Genomic DNA, 25762 nt, shown 5'->3' with positions numbered 1-25762 from the left:
AAAAATTGGTCATACCAACATGATTAAATAAAAATAAGTATATGTTTTAAAGAAGTAAATCATGTATAAAATTTAAATACAAAAATCTAATTTTAAATTTGTAAGACAAGTAAACCAGCAGTAGTAAAATAAATATAAGAACGTAATTAAATTACTTAATGTAAATATTTTAATACTATATATTTTGAAGTGTATTTAAATGATTACAAACTCATCCGTTTAAATACAAAGTAGTAAAATAAAGTAAATCATCTTTAATAACATAATGTTAAATAATTATTTAACAACACAGAACTTCAAACAAGCGTTTTAATCTTACCTTAACGTAAAGGTAATCTAGGCACTTAAAAATTGACCTAAACAAGGACACAATGTTGCCCGATCAAAGCTTAAAATTAATTTGGTATAATCCAAAAATAATTAATAAATATAAGATTTGCTGGTGGTTAAACCCGACATCTCGCCACAGTAAGGCACGAAGCCGCTGATATAAAAACGACTCAAATTGCGCGAACGAAACCAAAGCCCCTATTTTCAACATCTCGTTTTACCGTTAAAAACCTTAAAATTCATGCAGCAAACACTAAACAACCCTTGTCAGCACCTAACGCGCTAGTTATCATGGCTCCAGATCCCACAACTGTTAGTAGTCCATGATTAATAAAAAACAAACATTAACCCTATTAACGGCAGCGGCGCTGTCATTAAGCTTAAGTGCATGTAGTGTGTTTGATTGGTTGGTATATAAGCCTGACATTCCTCAAGGCAACTACATGGAACCACAGCAAGTGGAACAGCTACGTGTAGATATGACCAAAGACCAAGTAGAATATATTCTTGGACGTCCAGTATTAAGAGACAGCTTCGCAGACAATACTTGGTACTATGTTTATCACTTCAAAAGTGGACGTGATGCTAGCATTATCCATAAAGAGTTAATTATTCATTTTAAAAATGACCAATTAACCAATGTTGAGGGTGATTACAAACTAGGCGCTAACTTTAGTACACCACTAAACGAAGCGGCATTACCTAGCGTAAACACACCAGCAGCAGAGCCATTACTGCCTAAGTCACGTAATGACGAAAAGCCTTTAGTTGAAGAGAAACTAAAAGCAAAACAAATCGAAAAATCATTCGAATAAAAGAACCCCAAGAACAACAAAAAAGAGCGCAATTGCGCTCTTTTTTATTAAGATTGACCACTATGATTTATTCTTAGCGGCTTGCTCAGCTCGGCGGCGACGCACATCTTTAGGATCGGCAATCAAAGGCCTATAAATCTCAACCCGATCACCACGTTGTAATACCTCTGAGGGTTTCACCACACGGCTATAAATACCCAATTTTGCGGTATCAATGTCAATATCAGGAAAGAAATCAAGAATATTACTTAATTTGACCGCATCTAAACATGTTGTACCTTCAGCACTTGTACTGTGACCACTTTTTGCAAGTCAGTACGGGCACAAATTACATCAACATTAAACAATTCTGATGTTGTAGTCATCGGTAAACCACCTTTGCTCGTTCAGAAAACGCCGACACCATCGACGACATTAACTCATTAAATATCTTACCAAACGCAAAATCAGCCACAGAACTTTTAAATTCAAAATCAAGTTCAAACTCAACTTTACACGCAGACTCATCCAATTCAATTAGCCGCCATTCACCGATTAAATGATTAAATGGGCCATTTTCTAACTGCATTTTTATCGAATTATGTGGCGTTAACTGATTACGCGTCGTAAATGTTTTGCGCATTCCAGCTTTACTCACATCAACTGAAGCTAACATCATCATTTCATTCGCTTCAATTACCTTGCCACCCGCACATCCAGGAACAAACTCATGATATGACTCAACATCATTAATTAAGTCATACATCTGCTTAGCACTAAAACGTACTAATGCACTACGAGCTATTTTTGGCATGCTATATTCCATCATTATTCTATATTAATGAAACCAATTTTATCATGCTAACAGGGTCAACGTCACGACTATGGCAAGCTTTAAAAACAGCTAAAATTGGTGAAAGAATCACCATTAACACACTGATTTTAATAATTTGTGTAATATTAGCCCTTAGGCAATTCCAAATTGAAAATCTAAGCGTATAATAGCTAGCCTATGGCTAAGAAGAACTCAAAAAAATCCGCAAACGCTTCAGCGACAATTGCTCGCAATAAGCGTGCGACGTTCGAATACAGATTCGAAGAAAAATTCGAAGCGGGCCTATCCTTAATGGGATGGGAAGTAAAGTCTATCCGTATGGGCAAGATTAACTTGTCTGAAAGCTATGTGATGCTTAAAAACGGTGAGGCCTATCTGCACGGTTGTAATATTGTGCCACTAAACACGGCATCAACACATGTAATATGTGATCCAATTCGTGTCCGTAAACTTTTACTTAACCGTCGTGAACTAGACCGCCTAGCAGGCTCTGTTGAACGTCAAGGTTATGCCATCGTACCCATCTCAATGTATTGGGGCAAAGGCACTTGGGTTAAAATAGAGATCGGTTTAGGTAAAGGTAAGAAAGAGCACGACAAACGCGAAGATACCAAACAGCGTGAATGGGGTATCGAAAAAGCACGGATTATGAAAGCAAAATAGAGGTGCAACTGGTTGGATAACAATCAGTTGAACCTATCAAGGGTAAATGTTGCTTGTGTTATTCAAACAACAGGTTACAATTGAAAAATACTTGGGGGCGATTATGGATTCGACAGGATTCACGAAACCCTGGGAGCATGTCGAGGGGCGGTTGGCCTCGTAAAAAGCCGCACTGTTATAGTTGCAAACGACGATAACTACGCTCTAGCCGCTTAATGCCGCTAGCCATCTGGTTCAGGTTTCTCAAATGGGCAGAACAACAGATGGTCATCTAACATTTGATAGCGAGGGAACCTTGTTCAGGGGTGAACCGCGAAATAGTACTGGACTCGCCTAACGAAATCCTGTCTTTCGGAGTTTATTTAGGTTAACCAAAAGAGAGACTAAACATGTAGCGCCTTGGATGTAGGCTTTCTGGACGCGGGTTCAAGTCCCGCCGCCTCCACCAATTAAAACAAAGGGTTAGCAGCAATGCTAACCCTTTGTCACATCTGAAGTGGCGACAAAGTGGCGACAGAGAATTTTCACAAGCCCTAAAAACAGCCAAAATCCTTATCAAAACCCACCTCATTCAAAAAAATATTCATTTCAGTTAAAATAATTTTAAATCTTTGATTATTAAGACTTTTAATCATAGCTAATTATATCAACCTACCCCCACACCTCACGAAATTCAGTTTTTATCTTTATTTATCAATAAGTAATGGATTATTAACCCTTTCATTTAGTAGTCTATAACTGAAATTTTTCGCGATCATTTCAGATCTTCGATCTTATGAGATCATCAAGGGCTGTGCAGGCTGCCCATTAGAAATGAAACAAATAAAACTGAAAAAAATGACATACAAATAGCTCGCAGGAGGGGAGGAGGAGTGCGGATTTCGTGGCAGATGTTTTCTTTTTAGTGAAACGAACTAAAGCATCACTCCCCTTTCGTCGATATGATTTATAACTTTACACCTTATCGTTCTATAACAATGCAAAGGATTGCCAATGCTTAAACAAGTTAGTTTCTCAACTCTTATGCTCGGTTTATTGTTTATCCCGCTCACCTCTTTTGCTGGCAACACATCCATTGATTCATTTTCTAAAGCAAAGAAGCACCTTGAACGAAAAGTCTACCCGACTCATCGATACACAATTTATTGCAATGCTGAGTTCACGTCCAAAAAGAAAGTTATCCCACCTAACGGTTTTACCACAGACAAATATCTTAAACGTTCTAAGAAAATAGAATGGGAGCACATTGTGCCTGCAGAAAACTTTGGCCGAACATTTGTTGAATGGCGCGAGGGACATGCCGAATGTGTTGATCGCAAAGGTAAGTCTTTCAAAGGTAGAAAGTGCGCAGAAAAAGTGAATATGGAATATCGCTATATGCAGGCAGATATGTACAACTTGTATCCTGCAATTGGCGCAGTTAATGCTCTACGTAGCAATTACAACTTTACTATGTTGCCAGGTGAACAATCTGATTTTGGCTCATGTGATATGAGGATCGATAGCCGTAAAGCTCAACCACCTGAGCTGGCTAGAGGTGTCATTGCTAGAACTTATCTGTATATGGAAACAACTTACCCAAAATACAAAATGAGTAAACAGCAGCGTCAATTGATGAATGCTTGGGATAAGCAATATCCTGTTACTGAATGGGAATGTAAACGCAGTGTCTTAATCCGTCAGTTACAGGGCAATGCTAATGAGGTTGTTGATTCAAGGTGCCATAATTAACGCAGCATTTAATTCTTGTATCTAACCAAGTCTCTTTAAATTATGTAAAGGCTACATTAGTAGCCTTAAAAAACGCAAACTTATGTCGTTTTAATTTCTTCTTCTACATCACATATCATAATCATAGAACATATTTTTGTGACGATTGGTGGCTTAGTCCGTGTTCCCCCAGCTAATTGGTAATTTGAAGTATGTTGCATAATAGACTGTGATTTATCCCATGTATTACTCGAAAACAGATAACTAGGGTTTATCATGGTTAATGCCGTAATAGTTAATATTAGAGCCATTAAAGAGAATTTTATATATTTCATAGTGTGTGCCTTAGACTGAGTAATTCATTACTCAGTCTATACTATGAGAGAATATTATCTATATGACTTACTGATAGCCTTCTGTTCTTTTAAATAATATTTTGCGCCACTGATAATGACTATAAACTCAGTACCAGCAAGTAATAATTCTAAGAACCCAAAATTTTTGTAAATAATTAATGAGTTAACTGAGAAAACATTCCTTAAAGTATGTTCCATCAGCATTAAAGCTCCAACAATTACATGAGCAAACTGAACTAAAGCAAGTAATAAATCTGTACTTGTTATAAACCATTGACCCTCATCAAATTTAAATCTATACCTTTCACTTATTCCCCTTAGCAATGGCACTCTAAAATAGAGTAAAAGCATTACTATTAGATCGGTTACTATATAAGTGAAATATAACCAGTAAGCATTAAATAAATCAAAGAAATTTTCGAAAACAATGTATTCCAACACTTTTACTGTCATCAATATCACAGCAAGAGAAATCAAGTTAATATATCGAAAATAAAATAAAATCACCGTAGCACAAGCCGTAATATAAGCGAGTTCTACATACCCGTGTTCCGCTTGAGAAACGAAAAAAAATGCACTTATTGTAAGAATAAGATAAACAGTGTATTTAATCATCATCATTATCTCTAACGTGATTTAAATCAATTGGTTGCATTTCACTTTTTCTTTCTTCTATTGCCGATAAATACTTGCCTATGCTTATTTTGCAGTAAAAACAAATCTGTGCGAATTGTACAATAGACGGACATCCAACCTCATTTTCCCAATTAATCACTGTTTTACGGCTAACTCCTAAAGCATCTGCAAGCTTTTGTGTTGAAACTTTAGGTGGGCTTGTTCTAAGACGTCGAATATCTATACCTTTAATTTTGACCAATTTCATTGAATTCCTTTCCCTCAAAAACATAAGGATAATTCAGCATAGTATTTAAAATTAAAAAGTTAAATTTATTTCACATCATTCATTTGTTTAGTGTAGTTTTTTTCCCATTAATTATGTGAGGCTGAATAAAGTAACAAAGTATTTAGGAGTTACAACATGTCTAACAAAATAGAACAAGTACAAAAAATTATAGATGAGATAGGTGCTATTCTAATTGTGTTAAGCGCTAACGATCAATTTGTGTCACTCAGTAGAGAAACACAAATGGATATCATTCATTTAGCTTCTGAGAAATTATTTGAAGCAAAAAATGAATTAAAAAAAACTCCAATTTGAAAATAGAAACAAATAAAATTCCTTTTAAAAGAAATAATAAATAGACCAATCTTAGTTCCCTTATAAGTAAATTCAAATTTCAAAATCAACGAGTTAAATTAAAACTAACACCTTGTAAATACAAAAATATCTACACCTTAGTAATCGGGTCTAATCTTCCCTTCTGTTGATTAGCTTGATTCGCTTGGTCATTAAAATCACCGGCTTGTGCCGGTGCTTTTGTATTTGCCGGACCAGGTTTGATACCAGGGTGGGTATGCGACGCGCAAGTTTGAGCTAATTGTGCAACTGTGGCCATGAGTTCAGATAACAAAGCTAATATGTTTTCTTGTTCACTGCCGAACCATGATTTAGGGCTGCGATGGTCTTGTTCTGCGCTTGCCCTGACCTTGCGAGTTTCGGTTTGTAGCTCTGTCATTTTGGCAATAATTTCAGTTAAAGACTCATCAGTTTTAGTCTCAATATTACCTTGTTCATCAACTAACTGATAAACGCCCTCACGCTGCTGATAACGGCTTTCGCCAGCTTTAATCGCCGGTAGTTCCCAATCAAATGGCAGTACCATGCGGATGAATGGCATATCAGGTCGGCCATAAGCAAAAGCCACTTCAACAATTGCGCCAATGGCTGGCGGCTCTAATCGCCCCGCTCTGTCACCTACAGCGGATAGTGGTAATGGTACTGCTTCTAATACACTATCTTGTGTTACTCTCCCATTTTCATCAAGTAATTGAATGTCTGCGGCATAACGTGGGTAGAAAGGATCACTTAGCCTTTCACCTGCTTCAGTTGGCAATTCAGGTAGTGCTATTACTTTACCAAATTTAGGTAAATGATAGCCGCCTGCTAACTCAGGAAAAACATTGGTAATCTTGCGCTTATCGGTCAATTCATCAGCTTTGTTTGTTGTCCAGGTTAACGTCATGGCATCATCTTCAAACTCGACTTGCTTGATCCGATGACCATTAACGATTGCTCCAGGTCGCATGGATGGCATCGCCATTAGCTGCCAGCTATTGGCCATTTGCTTTTGACTTAATGCTTGGGGGATTTCAATAGGACGTTCTGGCCAGCGACTATCTTGATAACTGCCTACAAAAATTTGACCATCAGGCTGTTGGTACCAAATGCAATCAGGTACCGAAAATACGCTACCTAAACTAGCAAGTAACTGATAACCGGTTCCTTGACTGGTAAAGTGTGGCACTCGCTCATCTAAATAAGTTGCGCTTTGAGGTATGACAAGACTCAAGCCACTATCAGTTGCCAACTGAGTGACTACTTGCCTAAATGTGGCATGACGAATATTTACGGGGAAGTGCTCTGCTAAGATACTGGCAAACTCTCGGGCAACAAATCGTGTCACGCCATTGCTAGCCGGTGTCACTTTTACGATATAACCACTGAAATAACGTTGTAGCTTATTGTTGTAACCAATATCTAATGCTATTGCCTGCCTAACGTTACCTCACCAGTTGTTTCAAATACACCTCTACCGCCTGAAGATAATTCAAGCACTAAGCGATAATCGCACAATGGCAGTGTCTGTTTTCCTACTGTCAACTGCTTCACTAGGCGCACATTAGTCTCCTAATTGGTCATCAATATAATGTAAGGCTTTTTCTACTGATGACATTTCTACTTTAGGCGGTGCATCCTCTAATGCTTGTGTCGGGATAACCTCGGCTGATTGCGTAGTGGTTTGATTGGTCGTTGCTTCTGGCGGTTCTTCTCTTGCTTCTGCCACTTCAGGTACGCTTAAATGCTCTCTTAATTGAAATGATACACTCCATGCCATTAGGGTGGGATGTTCTGGCGCAGTGATATTGCCAAAAAATTTAACTTGTCGAATCTTTGCCGCCCTGGCTAAGTCGGCCCCAATGCGGCTCACTTTTCTATTACCTTTGTCATCACGTAGCAATGACAACTCAAATAAGCGCGATAGCATAGGTTGATCAACAAATGGGATTAAGCCGGTTACTTTGAGTTCCTTGGCTTTATCCCCTTGTTCACTACTTGCGGTACTGGACGATTGCCCAGACATATCTTGGTCTGCAAGGCGCATACTCAAGGTTAACTTGCATGACTTTAACCGGATGAGTTCACCATCTAGCGCTAACTGACTCATAGTTTATTAACCGTTGTCCGCTAACACTTGGGCCACTGCCGTCGCGCGCGTTTCAATATCATCTATCACGCTATCAAGCCCTTTTACGTGAAATGGCATAACCACTTCACCTGAATCAAGCTTAGCTAAAAATGACGTTGATATATCGTTGAATGGCGCAGCTGCTTCACGTACTTGTGCTAATGTTTGGGCTTGATTGAGCTTACAATTAAGTTTGAAAATGCAAATAACAACAATTGCACGCCATCTGCGGTAGTGCCTAATAATGATGAATTATCGCCAGCTTTAATTTCTATACGATGCCTAAGAGACTTTATAAACTCCCTATTTGCAATTATCACTTCTTCGTCCTGAGTTGGTGCCGCTGCAATATTTAAATTTGAAGACATAGTATTCACCTTATAAAGTTGAACTTGAAGATTTAATTATTTCAATATCACCACGCTTAAACAGTCTACCGTTCCCAACTCTTGTAGTATCAATAGTGACAGTTAAAAAGTAATTGTTTGGGAAGAATAGACGTGCGTAAATCATTTGATCACTACCTTTGTATAGGGCCGGTTGGTGAGAGCCTTGAGTTTCGACGTTAATAACATTGTCAGACGGTTTGTAACAGTAACCAACCAATGTCGCGTCTACTATTTTTGCCTCTCCATAAGCGTAGCCTCTCACACGCAAATGAATCATCTCATGGTCTTCATCTGCTTTTAGTGGAAGTTTGAAATGTAAATAACAACTGCCATGTTCAGTAGTGAAAAAATTGGCAGCATTAATCACTGTAGAACCTCGACCTCCATCACCAAGAACCATTAAATCCGATATTGCTTGTTCAACATCTTGTTCTTTGACTGCAATGCGTTGGTCAATACTTTGAATCTTCCTGCCACTTCCTCCGCTAATGCTTGTGCTACACGGGTTTGGTCAATCGACGCCTGAGTGGATTGCTCAAGCGCAGCTAATATTGGATCGGTATTCATAATTGATTCTCCAGTAAGCGCACTCGCTCACTTAACTGTAAATGGCGATGCGTATTGGTGATCACACGGGTATTGGTTTGAATCATTGCAGCATTGTGTTCAGCACTGAGGGTTTGCATTTCAACTAAGGTATCGGTGAACTCATACATCCAGCTTTCTGCGCTAACGGTAATAGGCGTGGCATCTGCAATCCCTAAATGCTCAATCACAAAGTTACGGGTTAACGTATTACCCGACATATTGCCGCGCGTTTTAATCTTTTGGGTTAAAGGTAAATAGGCAAACATCACCAATTGCCCCTGTGCGCAAAGGCCAATCCAATTAAAACTGAAGTCACCTACATCGGTTAATAGCATTTGGCTATAGGTCACACGATTGGCATCAACTCGCCCCTTTCTTGACGGTTCTGCACGATGCACAATATCGTTTGCTGCTGGCATGGTCTCATTCGCCGATTCAACATCATCAGGTTGTAAGCCTGCTATATTGGCAAATACAAACTCATCAATATCAAATTCAGTCACACCGCCAACGGCTTGTGCAATGTAATCTTGGCCATACGAGGTTAATCTCGCCATCTATGCACTCCTTACGGTTAAAGTTGAAATGTCGTTATCACACTGGTTAACCGGCAACGTTAATGGCCCTCGTAACTGCATGACAGAATCATGTGCACTGCGCACATGTAAGGTTTGAAAATCATGGTGGCAATCATCCACTCTAATGGCATTACTAAAGAGTCGAGTTGAGACATATTCATAGCGGCGACACGTGCGGCCATAGTCTTGGATCAACACATGAACAAGGCGGGCGTTAGACAGTTGTTTGTCATCTAGCTCAACTGAAATTACATCCCAATCAATATTTGGCTGACGTTCTTTCAAGCTAATCACTGACAGTCCTAGGCGCTGCATGATCTTAATAAAGCCAATGTTACTGCCTGCATCTGCGGCATTAACAAAGGCATAAGCGACCCGCTTTCGATATAACCATTCAGGTTCATCATTAAAGCGGGTGATATTGCGTTCCCAGCTAAAAGCGCCAGCATTTCTAATGAGCAAGTTAATGGATCTTTTTGCGCTAGCGGCCAAATAAACCAACGGCGAACACGCTGCCAAAAAGCCTGCATTCCTGTTTTAATAATGCGGGTTCTTGTGCTTCAGGACTGCTTGGTAATGTTTCGCCATCCATCCACCATGGTAGTGATAACGGCGGTAATTTAGGGCTTTTATCTGTCATTAGCGCACCCCTCGATTATGAATCATCAATTGATTAATTCGCGGAAGCTCAAGCCCATTTTGTAGGTCATTAAGGTGCCAACGCACACTTTGTAAATCAGGTAACAAAGAATGTAACTCACTACTGAGCAGTGAAAACACAAAGGTAGTTTGAGGTGCAGTTCGTGTGATAGATGCGTGACGGTCTGACTCTCGAAAGGCTGCACGAATACGCGACTCAATATCATTAATTAGTGTGCTGATGTCCTCAGCACTTAAATTACTGCTATGCCAAATATCTACTGATAAATCGACTGGCACAGATTGAATTGGCATTGCCAATAAATCATCACCATGACCGTGATGCCCTTGGGCATGTAGATAATCATTAATACGGTCAATCATGGTTTGGGGCGTTTCCCCTACGGCCATCATGACATGGCAATTCGCCGTGCCTGGCCCACGCGGGGCATTGTGTTCAAAGTAAAGTAAATCACTACGAATACCCGCAAAAGAGGCTATTGCCCCACGGTATACGGCATCAATATGGTAATGTCCTACACTGCCAAATTGGTCACGTATACGCAGAGCCAATTCTTCATCAGTTTCTTGATTAGCCCCTGTTGTGGTAATCCAATCGCCTTCATTGCTTACGCTCGCAATGCCGTCAATGGCAGTGCCCAATGTATGGTAATAACCCGACGCTAAATTATGCCCTTCTCCTGCCTCGGTTGCCTCACATGCCACCAATCCTTTAAGTGTGCCTGGCGCGATGATGGTATCTTGCAACACCCTTAACACATACCGTCCACCTAAGCGGCTATCACTGTGAATTTCCGTCCCTGCTTTTATGGTGATATCAGTATCAATAGCTTTTTTAGTAAAGGTGATATTGCCCTGTGTTTTCACTGCTGATTTACGCTTTAGGCCAACGTCCCAAGCTTTTAATTCTAGGTAAATATCGGTTGCTGTTGCCGCGAACATGGCGGGCAACACATGCTTGGCTAATAATGTTTTAACTAACCAAAGTATTGGCGTCACCACGCAAGCCGAAAACAGTTTCCAAAATGGACTCATGGCACTGTCATTACTAATAATTGAGTTGGCCGCCTGCACATCCTGCTCAAGTAATGTCGCCACCTCTTTTGATGTTGTTGGCACACCTTGTTTGGCTAATACCTTTTCAAAGTTAACGTGTGGGCGCGACATAACTCACCTCAGTTTTTAATTGGCCAAACTCATATGTGGTGGCGGTAATGGTGATGAGTTCTGCATGATTTGTGTCTAACTCAATTGAACCTGGTACCAACCGAGTATCAGTTTCAATTAGCAATTCCATTTCTGTATAAACATCACTACGCAAGGTTAAACTGCGCTGCGCTAATAGCTTTGACACTAGCCCTGATTCCATCAGTAAATGCTTTACGTCTTGCGCAATACTGGCACGTGAATCTGTTAATGACGCTGCGCCCCAACGTCGAGCGATAAACTGCCCTCTACAATCAATAAGTCGCGATACTTTTTATCAGTCATCCGGTCATCAACTCCTGCTGCTCTGCTAGCTCTGCAAGGCTGAAATGTTTGGGTGGATGATGAATATTTACATCGCCAAACCTCACTGTTTTTTGATGGCCTTGGTTTGCGACACGACTAGCTTGCGCACGGCTTGCCGCTTGTTTATCAAAACGAGGATGGATCACTTGGTTAACCGACTCATCCATACTCGGCTTTATATTCAATTCTTGATTAAGCACTTCAGGCGAATAAGGTGCTGGAATGTCACGCTTAACTTGTAACTGTTGAGTGATTGGCTCGACTGAATAGGCTGCGGGTTTAACTAACTCAAGTTGTTGCGCCATCGGACTTGGCTGATATTCAGGGACTGGCGAACGGTTCACGTTTAACGATTGTGTAAGAGGTTCAAGCGCATAAGGGGTAGGTTTAACTAGCTCAAGTTGCTGCGCCATCGGACTTGGTTGATATTCAGGGATTGGCGAACGGCTCACGTTTAAGGATTGCGTGAGGGGTTCAGGCGCATAAGGATTAGGCTTAACTAGCTCAAGCCGTTGCTGGGCAATATGGTTTTGTGAATGATTAAATGTATAGGGTGAAACGGGATCATTTGCCGCTTCAGGTAACCACGGCCCATTAATCACTTCCGCTTTTGTTTGCTGTGGCATCCACTGCGGTAGCGCCATTGGCTGCGCAATCCCATCAACTTTAGAAATGACATCAATCTCGAAACCTGGCAATAAATTCAGCTTATTGATGATCCAATTTATCGTATCTATGGCGCCATTTTTCAAATTAATCCATACCTGATTGAACCAGCCCATTAACTGTTGAAGCCACTGCCATTTAGACATCACAGCAACAAGGTCATCCCAGTAATAAATCAATGCACTCACAGCAGTAATGGCTAACGCAATGCCCGCCACTAATAAGCCTATAGGATTGGCATACATCGCAATATTTAGTGCCAACATCACGGCTCGTAAACTGGCTAATCCTGATGTAAGTAATGCATTAATGCCAGCCCAGGCCATAGCCGCAACACCATAGGTTGTCATAGCCATTTTGCCGAGGCCCATCATCACAGTAAATGCCCCACCGGCGGCAACTACCCCTAATAATGCAATGGCAGAATATCCTAAATATTTGGTTAAATTAGGAAAGGTATTAGCAAACCACAATACATCTTTCCCCATATCCGCAATTTTACTCACAAAGTCATTAAATGCCGGTAATACTGCCGTGCCTAATGCCGCACGAATGACATACCAAGATTGCGTTAATCGCTCGCTTTGGTCGGTCATTGAAGCGGCCATAATCTCCGCTTGTTGCATGCCTTTTACTTTGCCTAAGTCATCTATTGACCCCGCTAAACCATCAATATCACTCATTAATAGCTTAACTGTGGCTACGGCTTCACTTGAGCCAAATGCGGTGGCTAATGCATCACTTTCAGCCACATCAAACGTTTCACCAAATTTACCTTTAATGCGATTGAGAATATCCACCATCGGTAATAGGCTGCCGTTTGCATCAACAAAACTCAGATTTAACGCTTTCTGTGCTTTACCGACTCCGGCTAAGAACGCTTTATATTTGGTACCTGATTCACTGCCTGACATCGTAGCTTGCAAGGTACCAAGCACGGCCATTTGCTCACTCATGCTAATACCAGCACTATTTGCTTCAGCCCCTATTGCCGTAAATGCACCAGACATTTCAGCGCCTGTGGTTTTAAATGCTTGTACGGCACTGGCAGTCATCCCCGTCACTTGCTTTACCCAATTACCTTTGCCCATCGCCAACGCATCATTTTTAAAGATGCCATACATGGTGCCCATGTAATTGGTGATAGTAGCTGCATCTGCTTTAGTCGCTGTGGCTAATACATTTGATGCAAGGGTGAATTGTGAGAGGTCTGCATCATTAAGTCCGGCAATAGCTGATTGAATGTCATAACTTGAACGTACAAACTCAGTGGAAGATTTGCCGTATTTTAATGCATAGTCATATGAGGTATTGGCTAGCGTTTCTAACCCTGATTGACGTACACCTAGCGATTCAATTTCGCCTAGTGCTTTATCCATTTCAATGGCTGGCATTAATGCATTTTGAAGCGCATACCCTGACGCAGCAATACCACCAATGCCCGTTGCCATTTGCATGGTACCGGCTTGATAGTTCTCTGTTAATCCCGTTAAGTTTTTACTGATTTTGGCAATAGGCCGAGTAATTTGGTCAATTAGCCCCACAGTAAACATTAACGGTTTGGGTAAACTCATAATGTATTAAGCCTCGCTAAGTTGTATTGCCTGTAAACGCACGATTCACGCCATTGGCCGTTACAATTTCAAGGTGTTCTAAATGGCTTTTATGTAACCACAAAGCTCTTGCGATTGAGCGTTCGCTATCATCTTCATGGGGTAATAAATGCCGTCTTATCGCTAACATCTGTTCAAACTGGTTGTGTTCCATCGCATCAACCAGTGCAGTTATTTTTTTACTGTGATGTCCAATACTGGTGAAAACTCACCTTTTAACGCCCCTGCAATTTGTACTTCTGCACCTGGTGATTGTTCTAATAATGTCATCAAGGCTTCTTTTTGTTTGGTGTCTACCGTACGCGCTGCAAAATTATGAGAAGCGCCACATAACGAACCGCCACGGGCAATCGCATCAACGTAATCGGCATGATCATTCACGGTTAAATTGAATGAAAAATCTGTGTTAGCAATGCTCAATACAATGGTCTGTTTCATACGTCATCCTTATGGGTCATCAATATTTCTTTAATGTTGTTAAAGCCATCTTTCATTTGCCGTTCCATCCTGTCACCGAGGTACTTCACGTCATCTTTGGTGGCATATTTTTCAGCAACATGGGTACGATGCTCACTGAGTTCTTTGGCCGTTTTTTTATGGCTGTTAAACAATCCCACTAAAATGGGAATACAAACACTCAGCACTAGACTTGTTACCGCGACAGCTACCATTAACCAGTTGGCTACTACATTCATTTAGCCACCCCTTTTATTTTTTCAATGGTGCGTAAACTCGCTAATCCCAGCATGGCTAAGGTCAATTCCATCATCACGGTTAATGGCAATTCTGGCGTCCCTACATCAGGCCATATCCATTGCAGAATGGGGTTAATCACAAAGGCAAATAAAAAACCAATGCCACACACCCACATCAAGAATGGTCGAGCGCCTGCCACAAATACCGAACGATGTTGTGCTGCCATCGTATTGGCTAATGCCTGCATCAATAGCGGCTTTTGTTTTAACTCAACTAACTCGTTATCAAGTTGCTGACGTTCTTCATCTGAAGTGAACAACGCGTCCCCCGCTTTGCCAATAGCTTCAATGGGGTTACTACCAAACACTGTTGAAAACCAACCCATCATTCACTCCTTACACTCAAGTAATTTGCTTCACGTATGCGTCGCGTCGAATATCGGTCACCAAATTCACGTAACTCAGACTCCATCGCTGCCCAGTTTTGTGTCACAGCAAAGCCCCAAAAACGTGGGCATCGTTTGGCTAAGTCACCATATTGAAATGCTACTGATGCAATCACGGTTTGCGCTTGTTCGGGGAGCATACAAAAGAAGATTGCCGATGCTCGGTCATACCTTTTCTTTAATATCGCTAACATCTGATGCTTAACATTCAAATCAATCACTTCAGCTTCATCATGGGTGAGTTCAAGTGGAAAGCGACATAACGCATCAATGGCAGACTGTTTTTTTAAATGACAATAAGGCGCAAGCTTTTGCACTAACGGTTGCGGTAATAACTGGGTGAGTTCATCCACACTGCGCTGACCTAAATCAAATCCTGTGGCAATAGTCACACCTGACTGAGAATGCACCGCATCAGGAACATATCCATGTAATGCGGTGCCACCTTCAAGTACGGTGATAAATGCAAAATTAACCCGAGTCATCCGCATTGTGAGTCCTATTGCACAATGTGCTCTATTTCATCAGGGCGCAGATAAGGCACACCATCAATATGCACAAAGTCTGGACTGGTGACGTCAAAAGGAATTTTAAATAAGCTCGCATTGCCCCCTTTGCTATCAATATCGAGTAAATCACTGAGTTTGATCCGACATCCAAAGCACTCAACTTTGGTTTCGTCTTGTGATGTTTTGGCGTAAAACTGGATATCAAAGTTCTCCATCCCACGCCATGCACCCGCGGCTTTTGCCTGTTCACTCACAAGCTTAAAATTTGCGGCATTAACGGTTAGTTCACCACTGGCCGATACATCGCCATCAACGGCACCATCCGGCACACCCGCAGTCAGTGAAACAGCACTGTTATCGGTAATCGTGACCGATGCGCTGTCGACATGCACCATGGTGTCTCCCATGTGCACTCTAAAATTCATACCAGATAAACGCATCGATTCATCTCCTAATGTCATTAGTGTCGGTTACAGCGTACTGAGATCTAACATGATATTGACCGTGATAGATTTAGGGCTGTTATATGGACGAATAACCATTGCAATGGTGACGTGTGTTTTACTCATCCAAACAATGGCAATATCCCCTTCTTGTGGTGGCTTAATATCACCAGGGAACGGCACACCATTCACAGTCACGGTTTTACTCATGGCGCGTAATGGCTTCATAAAATAGGCTTTGTTAAGTTCGATACTGGCAGGGGTCGAATTAAGAATGCGGTTACCAATACGCAAAATCGCACGGACTCTGACTTCTCGACTGGCTTTGTGCACCACTCGCACATTTTCAATGACTTGATAATCACCGCCTTGTGCATCGAGTGTTGAGCCATCTCCCCAATAAATACCGGCTAAATCGGGATACCATTGCGGCACACTTAACCTCGCTTTTGCCAGCGTATGCAATGTGGCCAGTGATAACGGCATTTGCTGTTTATCTTTAGGCTGTATTCCTAACCCTGCCACTGCACCTGTAGCCACTCGCATAGGTGAATCAGCAATACTCACACTGCGATTACACAAACGTCCTGCAAGTACACCCACATTATTGCCATGTAATTGAGGGACTGGAACCACTAACGGCAACGCCAGTTCATCAACCAGTTCAATTATCTGACTTTCGTATTCGGTCCAGGTCTGATTATCAATACCGGGCAATGCCACTAATGCAGAACACCAACGCCCATGTGAACCTTGCAAACCTAAAACGTTGTCCGAAATCGCTTGAATAGCCTCTGCAGATTGCTGTACATCACACACCACCACAGACTCAAAACTCTGTACTTCATTTGCATAGGCGATTGCGGTATCAATGCTTTCACCCTCGGCCAATGGGTAAATGGCCGCTGTCCAGTTTTGCCCCGCGTTCAATTGCGCGGCAATCACTTGTTGACGCAATTCACTCTCGGCAAATAACGCTTCAATATCTGACTGTGCATTCACCGAAAACAACTGGCTTTGCTCATCATCATTACCGGCACGTCCCACAAACAAAAAGTGACGTTCAATGGCTTGCACTTCACCTTGCCCTTGGTTTTGATTGTTAATGGTCACTTCACCTAATGCCATGGGATTATCCTCTTATCTGACTTAACAGTGTGGCAATCTCAGCCTGCACATTCGCAGGTGCATCACCTAAATATGGTCGCGCCGGTACCGCAACAGACCAGCTTGATTGACTGCGTTTATTGCGCAATTTGCGTAAAATGAATCCGGCCTGGCCTTGTGAAAATCGCGTCATCAGCTCTTTAATACTGGCTTTACGATAACCATGCCCTTTTGCACGTTTGACGCGATACCCTTCAGTCGCAAGCGCCTTGGCTTGAGATCGGCTGCATGGTGCTTCGTAGTCGGGTTTGCCATGAATACGCGCCATATCTCTAGCTGACATTTGCTCACGTCCACCTGATTGCTGAAACGCAGCAATACGCCCTGTAAACGCTTTCTTGTGTTTGAGCTCTAACCGTTGCCCACTCATTACATAAGGCTCTAAGCCTTGCCCAAGTCGCTTTAGCATCTTTTGTTTTTTGCCATTGCTTCGCGGCGTGAATGATTGACCATCAACGGTCTTTTGCTGCCGAATACGTTTAAGCGCTTTAGCTCGCTGAGTACGGCCTAATTTTTTAAGTAACAACACTCGCTTGTTTGTCGGTAATGCCAATAGCTGTAATTGCTGCTTCATTGACAATGCTTGTTGTTTATTTGGGGCAATGACTAAGCTCATTCATCCCCCTTAATACTCACCTTGGTATCGAGTGTTTCTGCGACATAAATCGGAGATTGTTCCACTTGATAATGCTGGCCCTGGAACAACACACAACCGTGCTCGTTAGGCGTCACCTCGATGTCATCAACGAGTTCAACTTCAATTAATATTTGAGCGTGGTCTTTGCTGATCACTTCAATATCAAACTGAGGCGCGGTATCGGTTTGTGGTTGGGTATCTATCATGTAAGCCGCCACTAATGCGAACACGTTATAAGGGTTACACTTTCGATGTGGAAAACGCTCAATCGCAATCACTGCAGTATGCTGCCACTTCGCCAGTAAATAACCATTGGCGCCTTTATCTTCACCCGTAATATGCAACTCGCCATGCTCTTGCCAGGCATCTATATCATTAGCTTTAATCACAGTTGAAAGCTGGCTTAATAGGAAATCTGTTAGGCACTGTAATTGCGTCGTTGCTTGGCTCATAAGCTGTGCACCCCACAACGACCATGCCCCAATAACAAGCGCACGCCACGGTTACTTTGGGCTAATAAAATATCTTGTTGCTCATCATCTTGAGCCTTGTTATTGCCCGCTTCTTTCATATCAACTGCGGCAAAATATCCCAGTAAATCCGCATGGCTTCGCGCATACACAGCACCGCGATAGATACGCAGCTGCGGCTCATCAAATTGCACAGTGTCACCCACTAAAAAGGGCACGCTTTGGCGTAAACTAAATGCCATGATTTGTTGGCGAACTTCTTCACTTGAGCGCGCCAGCGAGTCAGCTAATGCCTGTTCACTGTATTGTTCAGGTATACGGCGCACGGCTCGAAACTCTGCCGTTGTAAGTGTCGGCCAGCCTGTTGCCACCGTAATGGCGATGTCGTTTTGTAATGGTGCTTCATATCCAAACGTCATGCTGTGCCTCTTAAAAAGATTCAGTGCAGTTACCATCACAGTGGTTATTAGCGGTCACCCGTTAATCACTCCGGTAATGCACTGGAGGGGTGGGAGCCTCTCTAGTGCTGCGCTTGATAATCGGCTAATGCCCGCAAGCGCATCGCTATTTTGTTCCTCATGGTTTTAACCTGTACCTTGTCGTGAATTAATGCGGCTTTTGCCAATAACTCATCAGCTTGTTCAAGTACGGTGGCATCACCACATTCGCTCGGTTTCACTTCGCCATGTAAATTGCGTAATAGTGATAACCCTGCCTGCTTGTAATACTTTGCTGTTATCTGTTCAGGTAAACGCCAATCGCGTCTGACCTTTTTAAATAACTGGCTAAAATAAGGTTCAATACTGTTGCCTGCTTCAGCCTGTTTTTCTGCCCAGTCATAAATGGTATCTGCCATAAAACTGGGCCAGTTGCGTTTAATTTTGCCTGCCATGGGTTGACCTAATTTAATGGCCGTCAGCCCCATCGCTATCCCTTCTTGGTAATTGCTCACATCAAACAACCACACCACGCTATAAGCAAAAATTTGATGGTCATATGCCGTCACTTCTTTCGTGTTAACCGCTTGCAAATACTCACGCACAATCGGCATCCATTTAGGCAATAACTCATCACGTTTATAACTCACCTTATCTTGCCGTCTTGGCATCGCCTTGAGCTTGGCTAAATCGGCTTCTAACTCAAGCAACTGCAAATGCAAACTTGGCGCGGTGTCTACGTTGCCCGTTAATCTGATTTTTTCGAGCTGCGTTTTGACTTTTTGCTGTTCTTTCCACGCGAGGATGAGCGCGCCGCCGGCTTTTTTGCTTCCGCTGCCGCCTCTTGAATTTCATCTGCAGCATCATTAATTTGTGCCGCAGCAAGGCTAATCGACTCAACATCTTGTGTTGATGGCTTAGCTTTGCCTTTGGCTTTCGCTATTGCTCGATGTCTAAAATCTGCAATCACACCCATATGGCCCCCTATTCCGCAATCGTCATTGCTGACTCATCAATCGCGGCATAGCTTTCAAATTCTTCAATGGCATAACCTTCCATACGCCAATACTTTTCTTCCCACTGTTTACGGTCATCAATATTTTCAGCTGAACGCTGACGGGTACCGCGCTGGGTATAGCAATGCAGGTTAGAAAGCGTGGTCACTACCATGCGTTTACTTGGGAAAAACGGCGGAGTATAGGCATGCATGCCACCAATGTTTTTATCCATCTTCATGGCGGCCACTTGTTCAGTAGGTTTATCTGCAGCATTCAACATATGTGTTTGTGAACTTGCGACTAAGTCACTCCCCACCAGAACAACAAGACGAGGGTCGGTTCTTAATGACTCATGGATAAGCGAGTTCTTTAACTCAACCGCCATGGCATCTAACGTTTTATAATCACCGCCACCATTAGGATCAAACACGATTGGACTTGTCACAATCTGCTCGGGTGCTATCTCTTTCACCAACTGATGCCAGCCTTTGTTGACATCTTCACCCATCGGAAATGCTTCAGGGTCGGTATCAACCGCCGCGCTGGTACCATTGAACCCAATACGTAAAATATCTAATGCAAAGCGTAATGTGGTGTTTTGGCTTAAACGGCGCATAAACTCATTGGTTGAACCAGAGTTAATCCACACTGATAACAGTTCCCAAGAGGTTTCAGAAACGGAATCAGTTTCAATAAGCTCATAGGTATTACCGTCAACACTTTGCTTTGAACTAAAACGGCCTTTTTTCTTACGACCAGTAGCAATCGCATTGCCACCAACACTCACCACTTGGCCTTTAATTTGGTCAACATCTTCAAGGGTGATGAGTTGTAAAAAGTGAACGGCATTTAATAACGCATTTTTTAAACGTGTTTCTTGCGGGCCTTGAATGGCAAACATCTTACTAACGTTGTCTACATCATAAGATTTAGCCAACGCTGTACTATATTGTTGAAGCCCAGTTCGTGTTGCTTGAGTGAGTTGCATAATCAGGCCCTTACACTAATGTCACGAAATCGCCATTACCTTCAGGTGTTGGCAATTGGTTGGGTTGTTCTTGTTGAAGCGTTGAAAACTTCTGGTTCAGTTCGCCCAACTGAGTGGCTAATGCCGATACTTGCTCAGTTAATTGAGCAAATTGTGCTGAATCGCTCGCATCATCAGAATCGGTTGCATCACCTTGTGGTGGCGTTGGCTGCACAGAGAATTGCTCAACTTTGCTATCTAACTCAGTTAAGTGCGTTGCAATGGCATCCACTTTTTCAATCAACGTGGTTAATTGTTCCATGGGAGGTTTGTCCTCTACTGGCTGTTGGGATTGACTAAAGAATTTTTCGAATAGCTGCATTAAGGCAGAAGAAGGCTCATTCACATCACTGTGATAACGCAAACTTAAAGGTTGCGGTGCACTATAAATTTGTTGGCTGTCAGCACTAAATTTCAAACGGTCTGTGCCTAAACTGGCGGGTTCATCGGTCACACCAAGCCCCGTTAAATAGGCTTTGCCTGTGCCGGCAAAATTAGGTTCAATCTCTATGGATGAATAGACCTTTTGATCCATTTCATTAGCGGCAATCAATTGTTGATTGGGGCAAAGCTTGGCAAATAACACTAATTTTTTATCATGTTCTTCACGTTTAACCGCAACAACATCACCCCAAGCGCCATACCAGCGACGGTGATCTGGCCAAATACGAGCGCCATACTTTAGCGGCTCGTAACTGTCAGCAATATCAATTAACCATTGTCGTTGAATGGGTACATTTCTGAATGTTTCCCCTTCTGTTGCAACGCGTATCCAATCTGTTGTCAGTTGACTCATGCCGTGTCTCAATTAACTCGATATGACATCAGCCTAGTGACTTTTTTCACCTTTCGCAGTAAGCACAACTCGCCCCTATTCGGAAACAACAACGAATCAGAATTAATCATAATTTCAGTAGGTTAAACCCTATATGCAAATGACTACACTGGCACAAATGAAGATGATTAATCGACGATATGGCGTATAGCATTGAGCTACGTGAAGCCGCTAAACGGCTTTATATCAAACGCTTTACGCCTGAAGAAATTAGGCTTGAATTAGCGCTACCATCAACACGGCCTATTTATTACTGGGCTGATAAATATGGCTGGCGCGATATGCTGCGCGAAGAAGAAGTTGATGAAGCGATTGCCCGCCGCATTGTCATGCTGACCGACATTGCTGATAAAACCGGTAATCAAATTAAAGAGCTCGACATGCTGATTGAAAAGCATGTCAAACTCAAAAAGCAGCGACAACAATCAAGCTGTGCCACCCCAAATACGCCTACCAATACAGAACATCTGTCCACTAAGAAAAAGGGGCGTAAACGTAAAAATGATGTGTCCCATCTTAGTGCTGAAGATTTTAGTGCCTGGCATGAGTCCTTGTTTGAATACCAACAAACCATGCACGCTAATTTGCATCAGCGTATTAGAAACATCCTCAAAAGCCGGCAGATTGGTGCCACTTATTACTTTGCAGGCGAAGCCTTTGAACAAGCGGTATTAACAGGCGAACCGCAAATATTCTTGTCAGCGTCACGCGCTCAGGCAGAAGTATTCCGCAGTTATATTATTGCGATTAGTCAGCAATTTTTTGAGGTCGAATTAAGCGGTAACCCTATTGTATTGAATACAGCTCATGGCGCTGCTGAGTTACGTTTTCTCAGCACTAACAGTAAAACAGCACAGTCATATCATGGTCATGTTTATATTGATGAGTACTTTTGGATCGCTAAATTTGATGTACTCAATAAAATTGCTTCGGCCATGGCAACCCATAAACATTGGCGTAAAACCTACTTTTCTACCCCATCGAGTAAAGAGCATTCTGCTTATGGATTTTGGACAGGGGATCACTGGCGCAAAGGTAAAGCAAACCGCGAACATGTGCCGTTTCCGAGTCAAGACGAATTACGTGATGGCGGCCGTTTATGCCTGATAAACAGTGGCGTTATGTGGTGACGATTGAAGATGCCATCGCCGGTGGCTGTAAGCTATTCGACATTAACGAACTGCGCGATGAATACAATGGTGATGATTTTAATAACCTGTTTATGTGCATCTTTGTTGATGGCAATGATTGCGTCTTTAAGTTCTCAGACTTAGAAAAATGCGGTATTGACCAACACAGCTGGCGAGACTTCAAACCTAAACAAAGTCGACCTTTTGCGAATGCTGAAGTCTGGCTCGGTTATGATCCAAGCCGTACCCGCGACAATGCCACGTTAGTGGTTATCGCCCCGCCAATTCAAGCAGGGCACCCATTTAGAGTATTAGAAAAACACCACTGGCGCGGCCTCAACTTTCAACATCATGTAGCCGAGATCCAAAAAATATTCAGTAAGTATCGCGTCACTTATATTGGCGTTGATACCACCGGCATTGGTGCAGGCGTATTTGATTTAATCAACACCCTTTACCCACGTGAAGCCCGCGCCATTCATTACAGTGTCAGCAGTAAAACGCGCTTAGTCCTCAAAATGATTGATGTGGTTGAGTCACGCCGCATTTTATGGGACGTCAGCCACAAAGATATCGCATCCAGCTTTTTAGCGATTCGCCGTTCAAGTACCGCCAATGGCGACAACATTACGTTTAAAGCAGGACGTGACCAAACAACAGGCCATGCCGATGTATTTTTTGCCATCGCCCATGCCGTCATTAACGAACCCATTAACCATGCACAACGGGGAACATCAACATGGGCGCTCGCAAGTTAAAGCAGCAACAAAAATCACCGGTCGTATTTTCGTTACCTGAACCCGTTATGCCGCAATCTTGGTTAACAGATTATGACGGCCTCTACTTTAATGAGTTTCAGCAGTATTGGGAGCCACCTATTGATCGCCATTTATTGGCTAATTTACCTCGCCGAAACGCACAACATGGCGGCATCGTCAAAAGCCGCGCCAATATGGCCGTTGCCCGTTTTATAAAAGGTGGCATGAGTGCGCAAGAGGTCAAAGCCACTTTTTATAACTATATTTTGTTTGGTGATGTCGCCCTACTCAAAGTGCGCAATGGTTTTGGTCAAGTCATCCGTTTATATCCGTTACCCAGTTATCGCACCCGCGCAACTCGTCATCAAGGGGCTGTGGTATTAGAACGAGATAACCAATTCAAACACTACCAAGCTCACGATGTCATATGGATAAAACAGTATGATCCACTACAACAGGTTTATGGTTGCCCTGATTATTTAGGTGGACTGCAAGCCGCATTGCTCAATGAAGATGCGACCTTATTTCGCCGCAAGTACTATATTAATGGCGCTCACATGGGGTTTATTATGTATACCTCGGATCCAAATTTAGACATTGAAACCGAACAAGAACTCAAACAAAAAATTCAAGACTCTAAGGGCGTGGGTAACTTTCGCTCGTTATTCGTCAACATTCCTGACGGCAAAGACAAAGGCATTCAAATCATCCCCGTCGGAAATTTTGAATCAAAAGATGAGTTCTTAAATGTCAAAAATGTGTCTGCCCAGGATGTATTAACCGCCCATTGTTTCCCGCCTGGGCTCGCAGGCATTATCCCCGTCAATACCAGTGGTTTAGGCAATCCGACCGCTTACGATGAAGTGTATTATAAGAATGAAACCAAGCCACTCATCTTAGACATACAAGATGCAGTGGCAAGGGATAATGAGGTACGAGATAAGCTATTGCTGAGGTTTGATGTTTAGCGTAGATATTAAAAAACCGCCTTAATCCGGCGGTTTTATTTGAGCTCGTTTATTTAACCTAAAATTGGTGGTTCCATATCTCGAACACTTAACAATTTATAGCACTTCATATGCAGCCTCATTTACAACGATTAAACCCAAATTAAAATTACTAATTAAATAGTCTCTACGAGTCAACTTATACTAGTTATCACATCTTACCGCAACATTGGTAAACAAAATATTTACATTTACTCAACCTTGCTTGGGTAAATCTACATTATGCTTCTTCAAAAAGCTAATGAATTCCGGTTTATCTAGCAATGCTTTGAGATCACAGTCACAATCCTTGATTATTGCTTGTTTAACATCACTTCCTCCATGAAGTATAGCTAATTCAAGGTTTTCTATAATCTCTTTTATATTTTTATCTAATAAAGTCATATAACAAGCTTTATTAAAAAAGTATATTCCATTTGGCTTATCTAAGCTCCCGATTGCTGCATTGATAGCCTCTAAAGCCTTTTCAATACGTCCGACTCTTTTTAAGCAAAAAGCTTTTCTACATAAAGAATTAGAATCTTTTGGGTTATATTCTAGATATTGATTCATTAATATTAACGCCTCTTCAAACTCATGCTTAATCATATGCATGGAACCTTGAAGCTTTAATTGCTCAATATGAATCTCATAGGTTTTTGTCGTAGCTTCTTCTGCCTTTTGCTCAGCTTGTGTAGCTTTTCTATTAGCATCTTTAATTAATTGGTCGGAAATTGATGTCGCAAAACGTTGAGCAACAAATGCTGCAGCACTACATATCCCTAAGAAAACATAAAATTGTTTATGGGTATTTGAAATTTCATCTAACAACCCACTACCAATCATTTGTAAAAAAAGCGGCACCATAAATGTCGCTAGAATACCTGTAATAATATGCTTGCAACATATTCTCGAAAAAAGCTTACTAGTATTATCAAAGGTTAACCAAGAAAGTACTCCCCCCAACAAGCCTAAAATAAGCATCATAAAAAAAGGAGCATGAACCCACATAGCTATTGATGAGCCATCAACAGCTTTAGCTTCAGGAGTTGTTATTGAAAATAAAGCTACTTCAGCATTTGGGTTTGTAAACAAAATAGTCAAAATTGCAATAGAGACTACTGCAAAAATAACTGCAGCAATAGTCGTAATTATTTGAGAT

Annotated in this window: 38 protein-coding genes and 1 other RNA gene; 8 read left to right on the top strand and 31 right to left on the bottom strand. The window is 41.9% G+C overall.

Annotated elements, in window-relative coordinates:
- Window positions 1–653: 653 nt before the first annotated feature.
- Window positions 654–1145, top strand: a complete 492-nt coding sequence (locus JCM15074_RS14670) for an outer membrane protein assembly factor BamE (protein WP_025821960.1) — start codon at window positions 654–656, stop codon at window positions 1143–1145.
- 60 nt (window positions 1146–1205) lie between these two features.
- On the opposite strand, the gene JCM15074_RS25510 is transcribed toward JCM15074_RS14670, so the two are convergent.
- Window positions 1206–1388, bottom strand: a complete 183-nt coding sequence (locus JCM15074_RS25510) for an RnfH family protein (RefSeq protein WP_306302234.1) — start codon at window positions 1386–1388, stop codon at window positions 1206–1208.
- A gap of 118 nt (window positions 1389–1506) precedes the next feature.
- Entirely contained in the window at window positions 1507–1938 is a 432-nt protein-coding gene (locus tag JCM15074_RS14655) for an SRPBCC family protein (protein WP_025821958.1), read from the bottom strand.
- A 198-nt stretch (window positions 1939–2136) separates the two neighbouring features.
- Between JCM15074_RS14655 and smpB the strand changes: the two genes are divergently transcribed.
- The 3 genes from smpB to JCM15074_RS14640 all read left to right on the top strand — a co-directional run bounded on the left by smpB (window position 2137) and on the right by JCM15074_RS14640 (window position 4353).
- A complete protein-coding gene (gene smpB, locus JCM15074_RS14650) occupies window positions 2137–2622 on the top strand; it encodes an SsrA-binding protein SmpB (protein WP_025821956.1) in 486 nt (161 codons plus the stop codon).
- A gap of 93 nt (window positions 2623–2715) precedes the next feature.
- Window positions 2716–3070, top strand: a transfer-messenger RNA (tmRNA) gene (gene ssrA / locus JCM15074_RS24040).
- 545 nt (window positions 3071–3615) lie between these two features.
- Window positions 3616–4353 carry an endonuclease gene (locus JCM15074_RS14640; protein ID WP_025821954.1) on the top strand — a complete coding sequence of 246 codons (738 nt, stop codon included), beginning with the start codon at window positions 3616–3618 and terminating at the stop codon, window positions 4351–4353.
- Between the two features lie 368 nt (window positions 4354–4721).
- Here JCM15074_RS14640 and JCM15074_RS14630 read toward each other — a convergent pair whose 3' ends face one another.
- Together JCM15074_RS14630 and JCM15074_RS14625 are read right to left on the bottom strand one after the other, a co-directional pair.
- The gene (locus JCM15074_RS14630; RefSeq protein WP_148300805.1) at window positions 4722–5309 is read right to left on the bottom strand and encodes a hypothetical protein; all 588 of its coding nucleotides are present in this window, start codon (window positions 5307–5309) and stop codon (window positions 4722–4724) included.
- Window positions 5296–5571, bottom strand: a complete 276-nt coding sequence (locus JCM15074_RS14625; RefSeq protein ID WP_025821949.1) for a helix-turn-helix transcriptional regulator — start codon at window positions 5569–5571, stop codon at window positions 5296–5298. Before JCM15074_RS14625 ends, JCM15074_RS14630 begins: the two co-directional genes overlap by 14 nt.
- A 156-nt stretch (window positions 5572–5727) precedes the next feature.
- Here JCM15074_RS14625 and JCM15074_RS14620 point away from each other — a divergent pair, with 156 nt between their 5' ends.
- Window positions 5728–5907, top strand: coding sequence for a hypothetical protein (locus JCM15074_RS14620; protein ID WP_025821947.1), 180 nt, complete (start codon window positions 5728–5730; stop codon window positions 5905–5907).
- Window positions 5908–6037: 130 nt separating this feature from the next.
- On the opposite strand, the gene JCM15074_RS24990 is transcribed toward JCM15074_RS14620, so the two are convergent.
- From JCM15074_RS24990 to JCM15074_RS14490, 26 genes are all read right to left on the bottom strand, one after another.
- Window positions 6038–7294: a hypothetical protein gene (locus JCM15074_RS24990; protein ID WP_025821945.1), complete on the bottom strand. Its 1257-nt coding sequence runs from the start codon at window positions 7292–7294 to the stop codon at window positions 6038–6040.
- A gap of 59 nt (window positions 7295–7353) precedes the next feature.
- Window positions 7354–7488, bottom strand: a complete 135-nt coding sequence (locus tag JCM15074_RS25270; RefSeq protein WP_267880185.1) for a hypothetical protein — start codon at window positions 7486–7488, stop codon at window positions 7354–7356.
- A gap of 1 nt (window position 7489) precedes the next feature.
- A complete protein-coding gene (locus JCM15074_RS14605; protein ID WP_025821943.1) occupies window positions 7490–8035 on the bottom strand; it encodes a baseplate complex protein in 546 nt (181 codons plus the stop codon).
- 179 nt (window positions 8036–8214) lie between these two features.
- The gene (locus tag JCM15074_RS14595) at window positions 8215–8424 is read right to left on the bottom strand and encodes a hypothetical protein (protein WP_025821941.1); all 210 of its coding nucleotides are present in this window, start codon (window positions 8422–8424) and stop codon (window positions 8215–8217) included.
- Window positions 8425–8434: 10 nt separating this feature from the next.
- Complete coding sequence (locus tag JCM15074_RS14590) at window positions 8435–8845, bottom strand: hypothetical protein (protein WP_025821939.1); 411 nt, start codon at window positions 8843–8845, stop codon at window positions 8435–8437.
- Window positions 8845–9012 carry a hypothetical protein gene (locus JCM15074_RS24400; protein WP_159105302.1) on the bottom strand — a complete coding sequence of 56 codons (168 nt, stop codon included), beginning with the start codon at window positions 9010–9012 and terminating at the stop codon, window positions 8845–8847. Before JCM15074_RS24400 ends, JCM15074_RS14590 begins: the two co-directional genes overlap by 1 nt.
- Window positions 9009–9590, bottom strand: a complete 582-nt coding sequence (locus JCM15074_RS14580) for a phage tail-collar fiber domain-containing protein (protein ID WP_025821937.1) — start codon at window positions 9588–9590, stop codon at window positions 9009–9011. Before JCM15074_RS14580 ends, JCM15074_RS24400 begins: the two co-directional genes overlap by 4 nt.
- A complete protein-coding gene (locus JCM15074_RS22360; protein ID WP_051536915.1) occupies window positions 9591–10073 on the bottom strand; it encodes a hypothetical protein in 483 nt (160 codons plus the stop codon).
- Between the two features lie 19 nt (window positions 10074–10092).
- Window positions 10093–10251, bottom strand: a complete 159-nt coding sequence (locus JCM15074_RS24395; RefSeq protein ID WP_159105301.1) for a hypothetical protein — start codon at window positions 10249–10251, stop codon at window positions 10093–10095.
- Entirely contained in the window at window positions 10251–11438 is a 1188-nt protein-coding gene (locus JCM15074_RS14570) for a baseplate J/gp47 family protein (RefSeq protein ID WP_025821935.1), read from the bottom strand. The genes JCM15074_RS24395 and JCM15074_RS14570 overlap by 1 nt, the downstream gene beginning before the upstream one ends.
- A complete protein-coding gene (locus tag JCM15074_RS22355; RefSeq protein ID WP_267880187.1) occupies window positions 11419–11715 on the bottom strand; it encodes a DUF2590 family protein in 297 nt (98 codons plus the stop codon). Before JCM15074_RS22355 ends, JCM15074_RS14570 begins: the two co-directional genes overlap by 20 nt.
- A gap of 43 nt (window positions 11716–11758) precedes the next feature.
- A complete protein-coding gene (locus JCM15074_RS22350) occupies window positions 11759–14023 on the bottom strand; it encodes a phage tail tape measure protein (protein ID WP_025821933.1) in 2265 nt (754 codons plus the stop codon).
- Window positions 14024–14039: 16 nt separating this feature from the next.
- A complete protein-coding gene (locus JCM15074_RS24390) occupies window positions 14040–14216 on the bottom strand; it encodes a DUF6890 family protein (RefSeq protein ID WP_159105300.1) in 177 nt (58 codons plus the stop codon).
- A gap of 17 nt (window positions 14217–14233) precedes the next feature.
- A complete protein-coding gene (locus JCM15074_RS14550) occupies window positions 14234–14500 on the bottom strand; it encodes a putative phage tail assembly chaperone (protein ID WP_025821931.1) in 267 nt (88 codons plus the stop codon).
- Complete coding sequence (locus tag JCM15074_RS14545) at window positions 14497–14757, bottom strand: hypothetical protein (RefSeq protein ID WP_025821929.1); 261 nt, start codon at window positions 14755–14757, stop codon at window positions 14497–14499. The genes JCM15074_RS14550 and JCM15074_RS14545 overlap by 4 nt, the downstream gene beginning before the upstream one ends.
- Entirely contained in the window at window positions 14754–15146 is a 393-nt protein-coding gene (locus JCM15074_RS14540) for a 3TM-type holin (RefSeq protein WP_051536914.1), read from the bottom strand. Before JCM15074_RS14540 ends, JCM15074_RS14545 begins: the two co-directional genes overlap by 4 nt.
- Window positions 15143–15694, bottom strand: coding sequence for a pesticin C-terminus-like muramidase (locus JCM15074_RS14535; protein WP_025821925.1), 552 nt, complete (start codon window positions 15692–15694; stop codon window positions 15143–15145). The genes JCM15074_RS14540 and JCM15074_RS14535 overlap by 4 nt, the downstream gene beginning before the upstream one ends.
- An 8-nt stretch (window positions 15695–15702) precedes the next feature.
- Window positions 15703–16152, bottom strand: a complete 450-nt coding sequence (locus JCM15074_RS14530) for a phage protein (RefSeq protein ID WP_025821923.1) — start codon at window positions 16150–16152, stop codon at window positions 15703–15705.
- A gap of 30 nt (window positions 16153–16182) precedes the next feature.
- Complete coding sequence (locus tag JCM15074_RS14525) at window positions 16183–17283, bottom strand: DUF2586 domain-containing protein (RefSeq protein WP_025821921.1); 1101 nt, start codon at window positions 17281–17283, stop codon at window positions 16183–16185.
- A gap of 4 nt (window positions 17284–17287) precedes the next feature.
- Window positions 17288–17938, bottom strand: a complete 651-nt coding sequence (locus tag JCM15074_RS14520) for a hypothetical protein (protein WP_025821919.1) — start codon at window positions 17936–17938, stop codon at window positions 17288–17290.
- A complete protein-coding gene (locus tag JCM15074_RS14515; RefSeq protein WP_025821917.1) occupies window positions 17935–18411 on the bottom strand; it encodes a phage tail protein in 477 nt (158 codons plus the stop codon). Before JCM15074_RS14515 ends, JCM15074_RS14520 begins: the two co-directional genes overlap by 4 nt.
- Window positions 18408–18848, bottom strand: coding sequence for a head completion/stabilization protein (locus JCM15074_RS14510; protein ID WP_025821915.1), 441 nt, complete (start codon window positions 18846–18848; stop codon window positions 18408–18410). The genes JCM15074_RS14515 and JCM15074_RS14510 overlap by 4 nt, the downstream gene beginning before the upstream one ends.
- Before the next feature lie 101 nt (window positions 18849–18949).
- Entirely contained in the window at window positions 18950–19576 is a 627-nt protein-coding gene (gpM, locus tag JCM15074_RS22345; RefSeq protein ID WP_234400242.1) for a phage terminase small subunit, read from the bottom strand.
- 38 nt (window positions 19577–19614) lie between these two features.
- Window positions 19615–19842, bottom strand: a complete 228-nt coding sequence (locus tag JCM15074_RS14500) for a hypothetical protein (RefSeq protein ID WP_025821911.1) — start codon at window positions 19840–19842, stop codon at window positions 19615–19617.
- An 8-nt stretch (window positions 19843–19850) separates the two neighbouring features.
- Window positions 19851–20852 (bottom strand): phage major capsid protein, P2 family, encoded by a 1002-nt coding sequence (locus JCM15074_RS14495; RefSeq protein WP_025821909.1) that lies wholly within the window; start codon window positions 20850–20852, stop codon window positions 19851–19853.
- A 10-nt stretch (window positions 20853–20862) separates the two neighbouring features.
- Window positions 20863–21687 (bottom strand): GPO family capsid scaffolding protein, encoded by an 825-nt coding sequence (locus tag JCM15074_RS14490; protein ID WP_025821907.1) that lies wholly within the window; start codon window positions 21685–21687, stop codon window positions 20863–20865.
- A 179-nt stretch (window positions 21688–21866) separates the two neighbouring features.
- Here JCM15074_RS14490 and JCM15074_RS24985 point away from each other — a divergent pair, with 179 nt between their 5' ends.
- The 3 genes from JCM15074_RS24985 to JCM15074_RS14480 are packed head-to-tail and all read left to right on the top strand — an operon-like array spanning window position 21867 to window position 24582.
- Window positions 21867–22856 carry a terminase large subunit domain-containing protein gene (locus JCM15074_RS24985; RefSeq protein WP_267880184.1) on the top strand — a complete coding sequence of 330 codons (990 nt, stop codon included), beginning with the start codon at window positions 21867–21869 and terminating at the stop codon, window positions 22854–22856.
- Window positions 22826–23614, top strand: coding sequence for a phage terminase large subunit family protein (locus tag JCM15074_RS24980; RefSeq protein WP_267880183.1), 789 nt, complete (start codon window positions 22826–22828; stop codon window positions 23612–23614). Before JCM15074_RS24985 ends, JCM15074_RS24980 begins: the two co-directional genes overlap by 31 nt.
- A complete protein-coding gene (locus tag JCM15074_RS14480; protein ID WP_025821905.1) occupies window positions 23596–24582 on the top strand; it encodes a phage portal protein in 987 nt (328 codons plus the stop codon). Before JCM15074_RS24980 ends, JCM15074_RS14480 begins: the two co-directional genes overlap by 19 nt.
- 234 nt (window positions 24583–24816) lie before the next feature.
- Here JCM15074_RS14480 and JCM15074_RS24385 read toward each other — a convergent pair.
- The coding region (locus JCM15074_RS24385; protein WP_037469776.1) for a YEATS-associated helix-containing protein at window positions 24817–25762 on the bottom strand (946 nt) is incomplete at its 5' end.

The organism is Shewanella marina JCM 15074, from assembly GCF_000614975.1.
GTDB classification, from domain to species: domain Bacteria; phylum Pseudomonadota; class Gammaproteobacteria; order Enterobacterales; family Shewanellaceae; genus Shewanella; species Shewanella marina.
This window is presented reverse-complemented; position numbering and strand designations above follow the sequence as displayed.